Here is a 13,876-nt window from a genome sequence, read left to right as displayed (position 1 = left end):
GGGCGGCGGGGGGGGTGGCCCCGGCCCACCGGGGGGGGGTGGGGGGCGCCGATGGGCCGGACCCCCCCCGGCGCGGCGGCCGCGGCCGGGGCCGCGGTGGCCGGGGCCGCCGGGGTGTCGGCGGGCGCGGCCTGCTCGGCGGGGGCCTCCTGCGCGGCCGGCGCTGGGTCGGCGGCGGCCGGCAGCTCGAAGGCCTCCTCGTCGAGCTCGACGGCCGGGTCGGTGTCGGTGGCCAGGACCCGGGCCTCGTCACGTCGGGCGTTGTGCACCGTGACGTGTCGCGAGGAATGCTGCGGGAGCATGAGCGTGCGCGAGGCGAGGTTGGCCAGGGTCGGTGAGGCGGCCAGCCCGACCTCGACGATGTGCTCGACTCCCAGCCCGCCCTCGGCGGGGCTGGACAGCAGGACGTCCTGGGTCTCGATCCAGCGCACCGGGGAGGCGAACTGCCAGGCGAGCAGCTCGATGAGCAGGCGCCGTCCCAGCTCGGCGGGGCGTGCCCGCCAGTCCTCGAAGTGGTCGACCACCTCGCGCACCTGTTCGGAGGGCACGACCTGGAGGATGGAGCGGGCGAAGTCCTCGGTCAGCGCGAAGGGCCGGGCCACGAGGTTGGGCACGTAGCGGCCCACGAGGCGGTCGACGTCGAGGTCGGCGGGCACGAGGGCCTCCAGCCGCTCGCGGAACTCCGCCACGCCGGGGCGCAGCACCTCGGAGTGGAAGGGCACGTCGATGCCGGGGACGAACATGAAGGGGTTCTTCGCGCCGCGGGCCTCGGCCTTGGCGCGGGCGTCGGCGGCCAGGGCGTCCAGGCCCTTGATCGTGCCGGCCACGGCGTACTGGACGCCGGCGAGGTTGTAGTTGACGATCTGGAGGAACTCGCCGGTGGACTCGGCGATGCCCCGCACGTAGGCCTCGACGTCGGCGGCCTTGATGCCCGCCATGTTGGGCCGCAGGGCACCCATGCGGTAGTTCGATGCGCCGGTCTCGTCGCGCGGGACCAGGGAGTGCATGGTCGAGCCGCGCTGGAAGACGATGGAGATCGTCGTCTCCACCGGCATGACTCGCCCGTAGGCGCTCAGGGCCGTGTACTCCCCCAGGGAGTGGCCGGCGAAGGCGGCGCTCTCGACCAGGGCCCCGGCCTCGGCCAGCCGCGCCACGGTGGCCATGGCCACGGTGGCCAGGGCGACCTGGGTGAACTGGGTGAGGTTGAGCAGGCCCTCGGGGTGACGGTAGGTGACGCCGCGGGCGGTCATCTCGGTGGGGTTGTCGCGCACGAGCGCGATGACCGAGAAGCCGAGCTCGGCGCGGGTGTGGGCGTCGGCCCGCTCCCAGACCCGGCGGGCGGCCTTGGACGAGCGCATCTCGTCCAGGCCCATGCCCTGGGCCTGGATGCCCTGGCCGGGGAAGATGTAGCCGGTGGGCTCGGGCTCGGTGACGGCGGTGCCGCGCGAGACGACCTCGTCGCCGATGCGGCAGGTCACCTCCAGGACCATGCCGCCGCCGACCACGAGGCCGGTGCGCTCCACGGAGACCTCGACGCGGTCGCCCAGCTCGACGGTGCCGAGCATGACGTAGGTCCAGCCGGCCAGCACGTTGCGGGTGCCGTCGGCCGCGGACGAGGCGGCGACCTGCTGGGCGGTGGCCGACAGCCACATGCCGTGGACCAGCGGCGCCTCCATGCCCGCGACCTTGGCGGCGTGGTAGCTGGTGTGGATGGGGTTGAAGTCGCCGGTGACCCGGGCGAAGGCCGTCATGTCCGCCGGGGCGGTGACGGTCACGCGCCGCAGGAGGCGCCGCGCCGCCGGGGCCGTGGCCCGGCCGGTGCCGCCGGCCAGCTCGGGGGCCGAGGGCACGGCGGTGCCCGAGGCGCGCCCGCGGATGGCGAAGCGCTCGCGCATGAGGGCGATGACTGAGCCGTCGGAGGTGTCGGTCAGCTCCAGGCGCACGTCGACGACGCGTCCGGCGCTGGACTCCTCCAGGGCGGCCACCCACCCGTCGACCTGGACGGTCAGGTCGGGGCCGGCGGTGGCGGCCAGCTCGGCCAGGGAGCGGTGCAGGTCGATGGTGTGGTCGAGGTGGACCGCGCCGAGCAGGCCCTCGATGAGGGGCATGTCCTCCTCGACCACCGAGCCCAGAGCGGCGTAGACCACCGGCCAGCACGGGCCGAGCAGGGCGTCGGGCACGAGGGGTGCCGCCGACAGGCTGGTGGGCAGGGCATCGGCGGTCACCGCCGCGTGGTCGTGACCCAGGGTGTCGGCCAGGGTGAAGCGGGCGTGGACGGTGCCGAAGGGCTGGGTGACGGCCCGGCCCCGGGCGTCGGTGGCGCCGGGCACGGCCGCCACGACCTCGGGCAGGTGCGCGACGAGGTCGCCGGTGATCGACACCGCCCCGACACCGGCGGTCGAGCGCAGCAGGTCGTTCATCGTCTCCGAGATGCGCTCGGGGTCCACCAGGGGGGCCGCCCCGTCCCAGGCGCGCGCCAGGCGCAGCGGGACGACGAGCCGGCGCACCGCGTGGATCCTCTCGCCCCCGGGGACCTCGTCCCAGTGGGTGTCGAGACGGATGTCGAGGTCGTAGGCGTCCTCGGCCACGTCCGGGCGGGCCACGACCGTGTAGGCGTCGTCGGCCAGGACACGGGCGGGGTTGACGGTCAGGTGGCCGTTCCACAGCACGTGGGGGGTCGAGCGCACCAGCTCGGTGGCGTCGGCCACCGGCAGGGCGCCCTGCCTCCAGGTCGTGCCCAGGCGCCCGGCGGCGGCGTGCTCCGCGGCGCCCGCGGCGGTCAGCGCCTCGACGGTGGCGGACTCGAATCGGCCGAGGAGCTCCCCGACGGGCTCGTTGATCGTCGTGATGCCTGCCACCGACACCGGGCCGGGGATGATGCGGACCTGATCGGCGGTGTAGCGCGGGTCCTGGGACTGCCACAGGGAGTCGGTGCCCCACCAGCGCAGGATGTCGGCGTCGAGGACCGGCACGAAGGGCACCGGCTTGGGGTGCTTGCGGCACAGGTCGACGAACCAGGCGGCGTCGACCGGCTCGACCCGGGTCGTGGCGGCCCGGGGGTGGCGCTCGGCCAGGGCGGCCAGGGCGGCGTCGGCGTCGAGGACGTCGTCCTCGGTGGCGAACAGGGTGGGGATCTGACCGCGGTCGGCCTCATCAAGGCGGGCCTCGATGCGGTGGAGCAGGTCGAGGAAGCGGTCGTACCAGCCCTCGTCGCTCCAGTCCTGGCGGGTGGCGGCGCGGCCCTCGTGCGGGGCAACGCACAGCTCGGCGTAGCGGGTGGCCCACTCCAGGTAGGTCATCTCCTCGACGTCGCCGAAGTAGGGCTTGGCGGTGGCCGCCAGGGCGGCGATCATCTCCTCGCGGCGCGCCGTCATCGCCGCGTCGTCCCCGGCGAGCTCCTGGATGAGGCGGGAGGCGCGGGCCGAGGCGTTGTCGATCTCGTACAGGTCGGCGCGCAGGTGCGACAGGCCCGAGGTCATGCCCCCCACGGAGGCGCCCGAGGCGACCCAGCCGCCCTCGTGGGCGGGGTCGAGGCCGGGGGTGTCGACGAGGAGCTGCTTGACGTCCTCGTTGGTCTTGGCCTCCAGGCAGGTCATGGCGGCGGTGCCCACCATGACGCCGTCGACCGGGGCGGCGGCGGTGCCGTAGGCCAGCGCCCAGCGGCCGGTCAGGTAGTCGGCGGCCCGCTGCGGGGTGCCGATGCCCCCGCCGACGCACAGGACGAGGTTGTCGACCGCCCGGATCGCGTCGTAGGTGGCCAGGAGCATGACGTCCAGGTCCTCCCACGAGTGGTGGCCGCCGGCGTGCCCATCCTCGATCTGGATGATGACGGGGCTGTCGGGCACCGCCTTGGCGATGGCGATGACCTGGCGGATCTGGTCGACGGTCCCGGGCTTGAAGGCCACGTAGGGGAAGCCCTCGGCGTGCAGGCGCGCCAGGAGCCCCTGGGCCTCGTCGAGCTCGGGGATGCCCGCCGAGATGACGACGCCGTCGACCGGGGCCCCGGCCCCGCGCGCCTTGGACAGCAGGCGCTGGGTGCCCAGGTGGAGGTTCCACAGGTAGCGGTCCATGAACATGGCGTTGAAGGCCGCCGTGCGCCCCGGCTCCAGGGCGGTCTCGAGACCGGCGAGGTTGTCGGCCAGGACCGTGGCGGTCGTCTGGCCGCCACCGGCCAGCTCGGCCCAGTAGCCGGCGTTGGCGGCGGCGGCCACGATCTCGGGGTCGACGGTCGTGGGGGTCATGCCCGCCAGCAGCACTGCCGAGCGGCCCGTCAGGCGGGTGAAGGCGGTGTCCAGGGTCAGGCGCCCGTCGGGCAGGCGGGTCAGGCGGGGGGCGAAGCGGGCGCGGTCGACGGCGGGCTCGGGGGCGGCGCCGGCACGGTCGAGGTCGTCGATGCTCCGGGCGGTGCCCGCCGAGACGACCGTGGTGCCCGTGCCGGCCACGACCGCCTCGGTCAGGCGGGTCAGGACGGTCCCCGGCCCGAGGTCGAGCACGAGCCGGATGTCGGCGCCCAGGGCGCCGGTGACCAGCTCGGGCCAGTCGACGGGGTCGATGAGCACGGCCTGGGCCAGCTCGCGCGCCTGGTCGGTGTCCAGGCCGCAGGCGGCGGCCCAGCCCACGACGTCCTCGACGGCGCCGGCCAGCAGGGGGGTGTGGAAGGGCACCGAGGTGGTGAGGAACTCGGTGACGGGGGCCAGGACGGCCCCGCCGCGGCGGCGCTCCTTGCGGTCGGCCTGGCTGCGGCGCGCCGCCGTCTCCAGGGCGGCCACGACGGAGAGCAGGTCGGCCGGCCGGCCCGACAGGATATGGGCCTGACGGCCGTTGACCACGCCCACGGCGATCCGCTCGGAGGCCGGGACCTTGGCGAGCACCGCGTCGAGGACCGGCCTGGTCACCCCGCGCACCGAGAGCATGGGGGTGGCCTCCCCCACCGTGCCCAGGTCGAGGCGGCGGGTCGTGCGCGCCGCGGCGGCCCCGATGAGCCGCGCCAGGGCGTGGACCTCGACGGCCCGGCCGCGCTCGCCCGAGCGCAGGGCCTCCAGGAGCGCCACGCCCAGGACGCCCTGGGAGTGGCCGATGGCCGGGGCTCCCTCGGCGGTGGCGTAGAGGTTGAGCCCGGCGGCGGGCAGGGAGGCCAGCACGGCGTGCTGGGCCGCCAGGATCCCGGGCACCGAGACGTCGGCCGTGTCGGCCCCCGTCGTCGAGGCGGCCACGAGCGGCGCGGCCTGCTCATCGAGCAGGCGCGAGCCGCGCGGGGTGATCGTGAGCAGCTCGGTGGCCACCGGGGCGAGCCGGTCGGCCACGGCCGCGTCGATGTCCACCAGCTCGGCGGCCAGCGTGCGGTTGAGAGCGACGAGCTCGTCGAGGGTGGCCCGCCAGGGCGTGGCCTGCCCGCCGAAGGCGAGCAGGTGGGGCTCGCCCGCGGCGATGCGCTCGGCGATGCTGGTGGACGGGGTGGTGGGCAGCGTGCTCATGCGGTCCTCAGTGGTTGCTTCGTTTGCTTCGGTTGCTTCGGTGGCAGTGTTGACGGGGGGCGTGGAGGACACCGCGGCGGGTGTCGTCTGGTCTGCGGCCTCGGCCGGGTCCGGGATCGTCACGGGGGTCCTCACAGTGGTCCGTTGTCGTGCTTCTTGAAGGGCAGGCGGCGCGCGTCGCGCTTGTCGGCCAGGGCGGCCAGGGAGTCGACGATGACGGTGCGGGTGTCCTCGGGGGCGATGACGGCGTCGATCTCCCCGATGGCCACGGCCTTGTCGGGGTTGATGACCGAGGCCGTGTACTCCTCGACGAGCCGCTCCTGCTCGGCGGCCGCGGCCTGCTCGCCGTGCTCGTCGTGGACCTTCTTGAGGTCGCGGCGGTGGATGATGCCCACGGCACCGGCCGCCCCGAGCACGGCGATCTCGGCGCCGGGCCAGCAGAAGTTGAGGTCGGCGCCGATGGCCTTGGAGCCCATGACGATGTAGGCCCCGCCGTAGGCCTTGCGCAGCACGACGGTGACCAGCGGGACGGTGGCCGTGGCGTAGGCGTTGATGACCTTGGCGCCGCGCCTAATGATCCCGGCGTGCTCCTGCTCGGCGCCCGGCCGGTAGCCCGGGACGTCGACGAAGGTGACCACCGGCAGGCCGAAGGCGTCGCAGAAGCGCACGAAGCGCGCCAGCTTCTCCGAGGCGTCGACGTCCAGGGTGCCGGCGTCGTGGAGGGGCTGGTTGGCCACGACCCCCACGGGCCGGCCCTCGAAGCAGGCGAAGCCGATGACGACGTTGGGGGCGAAGTCCTCCTGGACCTGGACGAGCTCGCCGTGGTCGACCAGGCAGGAGACGACCTCGGCGACGTCGTAGGCCTGACGGGTCGAGGAGGGCACGAGGGCACCGACACCGGCGGCGGTCGCCTCGTCCTGGGCACGGTCGGCCTCGTCGTAGACGTAGGCCGGGGCGGACTGCTCCGAGGAGGAGGGCAGGTAGGCCAGGAGGGTGCGGACCTGGCCCAGGGCGTCGGCCTCGTCCTCGGCGACGTAGTGGACGACGCCGGACACCGAGCCGTGGATGTCGGCACCGCCGAGGTCCTCGGCACTGATGCGCTCCCCGGTGACGGCGCGCACGACGTCGGGGCCGGTGACAAACATGTGGGAGGCCTCGCGGGTGGCGATGACGAAGTCCGTCAGCGCCGGGGAGTAGACCGCACCGCCGGCGCAGGGACCCAGGATGACGCTGATCTGGGGCACGAGGCCCGATGCGGCGCAGGTGCGGTTGAAGATCCGGCCGTACTGGCGCAAGGCGCCCACGCCCTCCTGGATCTTGGCGCCTCCGGAGTCGATGAGACCGACCACCGGGATGCGCAGGCGCAGGGCGTCGTCGAGCAGGCGGACGATCTTGTCGCCCTCGACGGCGCCCAGCGCGCCGCCGGAGACCGAGAAGTCCTGGGAGTACACGGCGACCTGGCGCCCGTCGATCTGCCCGAAGCCGGTGACCACCCCCGAGGGGCGGGCCTTCTCCCCCGCCCCCGAGCCGGTGTAGCGCCCGATCTCCAGAAAGGTGCCCTCATCCAGGAGCGCGGCGATGCGCTCGCGGGCGGTGCTCTTGCCCTTGGCGTGCTGGCGCTCGGCGGCCCGGGCCTCGGCCTCGGCGTCGACGCGGGCGATCCGCTCGCGGAAGGCGGTGGTCGCCGGGGAGTCGGCCATCGTGGTTCCGGGTGTCGTGCTGGTCATGGCTCAGGCCTCCTGCGTCGTCGTGGTGGTGTCCTGGGCCGGCTCCATGCGGACGAGGACCTCGCCGGCCGAGACGGTGCGGCCCGCGCCGACCGGGATCTCCGCCACGGTGGCGTCGGCGGGGGCGTGGACGTAGTTCTCCATCTTCATCGACTCCAGAACAACCAGGAGGTCCCCGGCCTGCACCTGCTGGCCGGGCTCGACGCAGATGCGGGTGACGATCGCCTGCATGGGGGCGGCGATGACGGTCGGGTCGTCGCCGACGGCCTCACCGCCGGGCCGCGCGCCGGCGCGTGAGGACGGGCCGCGCCCGCGCAGCGGCTGCTGCATGGGCCGCGCGCGGCCGGCGGCGAAGCCCCCGCCCAGGCGCTGGCCGCGGGCGGCGAGCATCCCGTCGGGCAGGGTCAGGCTGACCCGGCGCCCATCGAGCTCGATGACATAGGTCGACCGGGTGCTCAGGCTGGCCGAGGCCGGCTCGTCCTGCCCGTCGGCGGCAGCGGCGACGTCGGGGTCGGCCAGGCGCGGGAGCACGTCGTTCTCGATCCAACGCGTCGTCACGCCCAGCTGGCCGTCGGCCGTCGGCCCGGTCAGCTCGGGGCGCTCCAGGACGTGGGCGTGCAGCCCGGTGCACACCGTCACGCCCTCGACAACCGTCTCGGCCAGGGCGCGCCGCGCCCGGCGGATCGCCTGGTCCCGGGTGTCCCCGGTCACGACGATCTTGGCGAGCATCGGGTCGAACATGGGGGTGACGACGTCTCCCTCGACGACGCCGGACTCGATCCGGATCCCGGGGCCGGCGGGCCAGCGCAGGCGGGTGATCGCCCCGGTCGACGGCGCCAGCCCGCGTGCGGGGTCCTCACAGGTGATGCGCAGCTCGATGGAGTGGCCCCGGGGCTCGGGGACGTCTCCCAGCCGGCCGCCGGCGGCGATGCGCAGCTGGACCGCGACGAGGTCGACGCCGGTGACCTCCTCCGAGACGCAGTGCTCGACCTGGAGCCGCGGGTTGACCTCGAGGAACCACAGGTCCCCGGTGGGTGTCAGGAGGAACTCACAGGTGGCCACGCCGACGTAGTCGACGGCCTCGAGCAGGCGCCGCGAGGCCTCCTCGAGCCGCTCGGCGACACCGGCGGGCAGGTAGGGGGCGGGAGCCTCCTCGAGGAGCTTTTGGTTGCGGCGCTGCAGGGTGCAGTCGCGGGTGGACACGACCGCGAAGGTGCCGTGGGAGTCGCGTGCGCACTGGGTCTCGATGTGCCGGGCGGCGGTGACGAAGCGCTCCAGGATGAGCGTGCCGCCTCCGGCCGCGGCCGAGCCGAAGGCGGGGGTGGCGCGCACCTCGTCGTCGTCGGCCAGCACGGTGATGCCGCGCCCGCCTCCGCCGTCGGTGCGCTTGAGCGCCACCGGGTAGCCGTGCTGGGCGGCGAAGGCGATGACGGTCTCGGGGTCGGTCACCGAGCTCGTGATGCCCGGGACGGGGTCGACGCCCGCGCGCTCTGCGGTGGCGCGGGCGCTCATCTTGTCCCCCAGGGCCTCCATCGCCTCCGGGGAGGGGCCCACCCAGGTGATACCCGCCTCGATGACGGAGCGGGCGAAGGCGTGGTCCTCGGAGAGGAAGCCATAGCCGGGGTGGATGGCATCGGCCTGTGTCGCCACGGCCAGGGCCAGGACGGCCCCGGCGTCGGTGTAGGAGGAGCCCTCGGGCAGAGCGTGTGCCTGGTCGGCCAGCTCGGCCGCCGGGCTCATGAGGTCCTCCGGGGTGTAGGGCAGGATCGAGGTCCCCCCCAGGTCCCTGACGGTGCGCACCACGCGCAGGGCGATCTCACCGCGGTTGGCGATGAGGATGCGGTCGAGGGTCCGGGTGGTCACCGATGTGCTCCTCAATGTCGGGTGACGCCGCCGGGGGTGTCGTGGACTCCCACAAGACTGGGGCTCCGTGACGTGCCGGTGACATCGCACTGCTTCAGCTGTCCACGACGAGCTGCACTCGTCGAGATGATCCGCATCACCGCACCTGTGAGAGGGTGGTGCATGCGCTCGACAGGCTACGTTACGGCTCAACCTGGCACGGCCCCTATTGTGGAGACCTCACAAAAGCCTCCGGTCGCGTTGAAAACGGCCCGGGCGGGGGCGCGGGACGGGCGGCTCATGGCGCCGCGGGCCGGTGGAGGTGGGCAGCGGCCCGCTCCCGCAGCTGCTCGACCGCCGCCGAGGCATCGCTAGCGGCGTAGACCGCCGACCCGGCCACGAAGACGTCCGCGCCGGCCTCGGCCGCCCGGACGATCGTCGATCGGGTCACGCCGCCGTCGACCTGGATGCGCAGCTCGAGACCGGCCGAGCCGGCCAGGCGCCGCGCCTGGGCGATCTTGGGGAGCATCTGCGGGATGAAGGACTGCCCGCCGAAGCCGGGCTCGACGGTCATGATGAGCAGGAGGTCGATCTGGCCGAGCAGGTGCTCGACGGCGCTCAGGGGCGTGGCGGGCCGGAGGGCCAGACCGACGCCGGCCCCCAGGCGGCGCAGCTCGGCGGCCAGCCGGAAGGGCGCCGCGGTGGCCTCCAGGTGCGTGGTGACGACGGCGCAGCCCATCTCGGCGTACTGGGGGGCCCAGCGGTCGGCGTCGGTAATCATGAGGTGGGCGTCGACGGGCAGGTCGGTGTGGGCCAGGACTGTCTCGACCAGGGACGGCCCGCCGAACTGGTTGGGTACGAAGTGGTTGTCCATGACGTCCAGGTGCAGCCCGTCGGCGGTGGCGACCCGGGCCAGCTCCTCGCCGAGGCGGGACTGGTCGGCGTTGAGGATCGAGGGGTGGATCGCGGCGGGTGTCATCGTGGCTCGTCCTGTCGTCGAAGTGGTGTCGTGGGGCGGGCGGCCGCAGTCAGGTGCGGCGAATGAGAGCGCAGAACATCGCGTCAGTCCCATCGAGGTGGGGCCACAGCTGGAGCATCGGCCGCTCGGCACCGGCCGGCGGGCGGGGGGCCACCCGCGTCGCGGCGTCCCCGGCGTGGAGCAGCTCGGCCTCCAGTCCCTGCCGGGCGAGGCGCTTGAGCACGTCACCGACCACGAGCGAGGTCTCCAGGACGTGGGGCGAGCAGGTGACGTAGGCGACCACTCCCCCGCGGCGCACGGCACCCAGGGCGCTGGACAGCAGGTCGCGCTGGAGCGCGGCGAGCTCGGTGACGTCGGTGGGCCGGCGGCGCCAGCGCGCCTCCGGCCGCCGTCTGAGCGAGCCCAGGCCCGAGCAGGGCGCGTCGAGCAGGACCCGGTCGTAGACGCCAGGCTCCTGGACCCCGGTCCGCCGGGCGTCGCCTTGGCGGACCTCGACGCTGCCGCGGGGCAGGGCACGCACGGCCGACTCCAGCAGACGCACCCGGTGCGGAGCGATCTCGGTGGCCACGAGCCGGGCCCCCCGCGCGTGCGCACGCGCGCCGAGCAGGGCGGCCTTGCCCCCGGGCCCGGCGCACATGTCGAGCCAGCGCTCGTCGCGCCCGGTCAGGCGGGCCTCGGCCAGGAGCAGGGCGACGAGCTGGCTGCCCTCGTCCTCGACACCCGCGCGTCCCCGGCGCACGGAGGCCAGCCGCCCGGGGTCGCCCCCGGGCAGCACGACGGCGTAGGGGCTGGTCTGTCCCGGGCGCGGCCGGCCGCCCAGGACCGTGGCGGCCTCCTTGGCCAGGGCCTCGGGGCTAACCAGGCCGGGGCGTGCGCACAGCGCCACCTCGGGCTCGAGGTTGTCGGCGGCCAGCAGGGCCTCCAGCTCCTCAGCGGGGCGCCCGTGGGTGATGAGGGCCTGGCGCATGGCCTTGACCACCCACTCGGGGTGGGACTCGACCCGCGCCAGGGCTGTCGTGGCGTCGGGGGCGTCGCGGCGCAGCTCCTCGAGCCAGGTCTCGGCCTCCGAGGCGCTCACCCGCCGCAGGACGGCGTTGACGAAGGAGGCCGCGCCACGCCCGACGGCCTGGGCGGCCAGGTCGACGGTGGCCGAGACGGCGGCGTGCCGGGGCACCCTCATGGCGAGCAGCTGGTGGACCCCCAGGCGCAGGACATCGAGGACCGGGGGGTCGACCGTCTCCAGGGGACGGTCGAGGCACCGGGCCACGATGGCGTCGTAGCGCCCCTGGAGGCGCAGGGTGCCGTAAGCCAGCGCCGTGGCGAAGCCCGCGTCCCGTCCGCCCAGGCCCTCCCGGTCCAGCAGCGCGGGCAGGACGAGGTTGGCGAAGGCCTCGTCGCGGTGGACCTTGGTCAGTGTCTCCAGGGCCACCATCCGTGCCGGGTCCGCGCCCCCACGGCGCGCGGCGGCGGGCCGGCCGCCCCGGGGACGGCCCCGGGCGCCGCGGGCCATCAGCCGTCCCCCGGTCGCGGGCCGCCCAGATGAGCCCCCTGCGGCGGGCGCGCGCCCCGCGCCCAGGCCTCGGCCTCCATCCAGCTGCGTCCCGCCGGCGCGAGACGACCGAGCCGCACCGCGCCGCCGCCGGTGCCCACGAGGACCTCGCGCTTGGCCACCTGCAGCTCGCCGGGAGCGAGCCCAGGGCCGTTGGCCACGACCTCGACCGGGCCCAGGCGCAGGTCGGTGGCGCCCAGCCAGGTCCGGGCACCGGGCGCCGGGGTCACCCCCCGGATCCTGCGCTCGATGGCGGGCGCCGGGTCCGTCCAGTCGATGACGCCGTCACTGGGCCGCAGCACCGGAGCCATGGTGGCCAGCGACCCGTCCTGCGGCTCGGGGACGATGGCACCGGCCTCGAGCGCCTCGAGGACGTCGAGGATCATGGGCGCTCCGGCGTGCGACAGGCGCTCGAGCAGGTCCCCGGCGGTGTCGGTGGGGCGGATCGTCTCGGTGAGGCGGGCGTAGACGTCCCCGGTGTCCAACCCCTCCTCGAGCCGGAAGACGCAGGCGCCCGTCACATCGTCGCCGGCGATGAGGGCGTGCTGGACCGGGGCGGCGCCCCGCCAGGCGGGCAGGACGGAGAAGTGGAGGTTGAGCCAGCCGTGGCCCGGGACATCGAGCAACGCGGGGGGCACGATCCGGCCGTAGGCCACGACGACGGCGACATCGACATGCAGGTCGCGCACCCAGGCCGCAACGGCCTCATCCCTCAGCGTTGCGGGCGTGCGCACCTCCAGGCCCTCCTGGCGGGCGCGGGCGGCCACCGGCGAGGGTCGCAGCGCCCGCCCGCGGCCCTGCCGGGCATCGGCGCGGGTGAGCACGCCCACGACCTCGTGCTCGGGGGCGGCGACAAGGGCGTTGAGGGCGGGCAGGGCCACCTCGGGGGTGCCTGCGAACAGGACGCGCATGCGGGTCAGTCTACGGGCGCCCGGAGCAGGCCGTGCTCGCACAGCTCGGCGCGCAGCCTCCCGATCCCGGTGAACAGGTGGACCTGGAGCCCCAGTGCCGCCGCGGCCCGCGTGTTGGCCGGGCTGTCGTCGACGAACAGGGTGCGCTCGGCATCCAGGCCGAACCGCTCGAGCAGCACGGTGAAGATGGCCGGGTCGGGCTTGACCAGGTGCTCGCGCCCCGAGACGACGACGCCGGCGAAGCGCTCGAGGACCGGGAAGCGCCGCCGGGCCGCCTCGAAGGGCTCGGCGTCGAAGTTCGTCAGCGCGTACACGGCCACGCCCCGGGTCACGAGGTCCTCGATGAGCTCGGGCGCCCCGGGGACCGGACCGGGCAGGGAGTCGGTGTGGTGGCGCCGGTAGGTGCGCAGGATCTCGACCCAGTCGGGGCGCCGGGGGTGCGCTGCCGCCAGCTCCGCCACAATGGTCTCGAAGGGCTCGCCCGCGTCGGAGCGGGCGTTGAGCCCGGCGAAGTCCGCACCGACGACGAACTCCTCCCACTGCCTCAGGCCCACCCTCCCGGCCACTGCGGCGACGGGCTCCCAGGCCAGGACGACGTTGCCGATGTCCAGAACGACGGCGGTGACCGCCGCGCGCCCGGTCGAATGCCCCGTCTCCGCTCCTGCTGCGGAGGCTGTCACGTGTTCCACGACCGGGATCATCGCCCGGCCGGGCGCCTCGGCGCCAGGCCGGGCGCCGAGGCGCTGCCGACCCGCACGGGGGGCAGGCGGACCACCTTGCGGCCGGGCGCGAGACCACAACAGGTAGGTTTCATACAGGTCCCCCCTAGGCGGCACCTCCGATGACGGATCCTGCGCGATCGCTCAAGAACGTTGCCATGGCGGGGTTTTGCCCAGATGGCCACCGACAGGTCCTCGGCGGGAGGAGTCTGGGAAACCGAGATTCTAGGAGGAAGGCCCTTGAAGGACTTCTGAAGAGCGCTCCGGTTCGGTACGGTCGTACCACAACGTCGAGGGAAACCTCCCACGACGCGTGATGCACCCTCCACCTTCGAGAGCACAACGATGTGCTGGAGAGAGAGTTATGGCACTGTCCAGGCAGTCCGACACCACCGGAGCCCCGCTGTGGGACACGACCCGCAGGCCCTTCGCGAGGCTCCACCTCACCCCACCGCCCCAGGACGATGGCGCCCTGCGGGTACGGGGCTCGGAGGTCGGCCGCGGTCGCGACGGCGCAGGCCGTCGAGGCGGGCCAGCATCGTGGCGTCCCAGCACACGCTGACGCCTCGCCCGAGCCGACGGGCAGGACGCCCTGACCCGACGGCATGTTCTTTTCATGTTCGACACTGACGAAGGAGTCTTGGATTATGAGTCATTCTCTGCAGGGGCGTCATT

At 74.4% G+C, this 13,876-nt stretch carries 6 protein-coding genes and 1 pseudogene; all 7 read right to left on the bottom strand.

The features are described 5' to 3' along the window. Window positions 1-5,474 (bottom strand): annotated as a pseudogene (locus Q4C85_RS05895) (fatty acid synthase subunit beta domain-containing protein); the annotation flags it as partial. Window positions 5,475-5,605: 131 nt separating this feature from the next. Then, window positions 5,606-7,174, bottom strand: coding sequence for an acyl-CoA carboxylase subunit beta (locus Q4C85_RS05890; RefSeq protein WP_303140639.1), 1,569 nt, complete (start codon window positions 7,172-7,174; stop codon window positions 5,606-5,608). Between the two features lie 30 nt (window positions 7,175-7,204). Then, window positions 7,205-9,064: a biotin carboxylase N-terminal domain-containing protein gene (locus Q4C85_RS05885; RefSeq protein WP_303140560.1), complete on the bottom strand. Its 1,860-nt coding sequence runs from the start codon at window positions 9,062-9,064 to the stop codon at window positions 7,205-7,207. A gap of 277 nt (window positions 9,065-9,341) precedes the next feature. Continuing rightward, entirely contained in the window at window positions 9,342-10,022 is a 681-nt protein-coding gene (rpe, locus tag Q4C85_RS05880; protein ID WP_303140558.1) for a ribulose-phosphate 3-epimerase, read from the bottom strand. Window positions 10,023-10,071: 49 nt separating this feature from the next. Beyond that, on the bottom strand, window positions 10,072-11,532 hold the full coding sequence (locus tag Q4C85_RS05875) for an RsmB/NOP family class I SAM-dependent RNA methyltransferase (protein WP_303140557.1): 1,461 nt from the start codon (window positions 11,530-11,532) through the stop codon (window positions 10,072-10,074). Further along, complete coding sequence (gene fmt / locus Q4C85_RS05870; RefSeq protein WP_303140556.1) at window positions 11,532-12,482, bottom strand: methionyl-tRNA formyltransferase; 951 nt, start codon at window positions 12,480-12,482, stop codon at window positions 11,532-11,534. Before fmt ends, Q4C85_RS05875 begins: the two co-directional genes overlap by 1 nt. 5 nt (window positions 12,483-12,487) lie before the next feature. Continuing rightward, on the bottom strand, window positions 12,488-13,171 hold the full coding sequence (locus Q4C85_RS05865; protein WP_368501419.1) for an HAD family hydrolase: 684 nt from the start codon (window positions 13,169-13,171) through the stop codon (window positions 12,488-12,490). Window positions 13,172-13,876 lie beyond the last annotated feature (705 nt).

Source organism: Actinomyces sp. (genome assembly GCF_030524025.1).
In the GTDB taxonomy this organism is placed as follows: domain Bacteria; phylum Actinomycetota; class Actinomycetes; order Actinomycetales; family Actinomycetaceae; genus Actinomyces.
Note: the sequence above shows the minus strand (reverse complement) of the source record. Positions and strands in the feature narration are given on the sequence as shown.

Coding starts and splice junctions, on each gene's coding strand:
- Q4C85_RS05875 (WP_303140557.1), bottom strand. CDS start 11,532: ATGGCCCGCGGCGCCCGGGGCCGTCCCCGGGGCGGCCGGCCCGCCGCC.
- Q4C85_RS05890 (WP_303140639.1), bottom strand. CDS start 7,174: ATGGCCGACTCCCCGGCGACCACCGCCTTCCGCGAGCGGATCGCCCGC.
- rpe (WP_303140558.1), bottom strand. CDS start 10,022: ATGACACCCGCCGCGATCCACCCCTCGATCCTCAACGCCGACCAGTCC.
- fmt (WP_303140556.1), bottom strand. CDS start 12,482: ATGCGCGTCCTGTTCGCAGGCACCCCCGAGGTGGCCCTGCCCGCCCTC.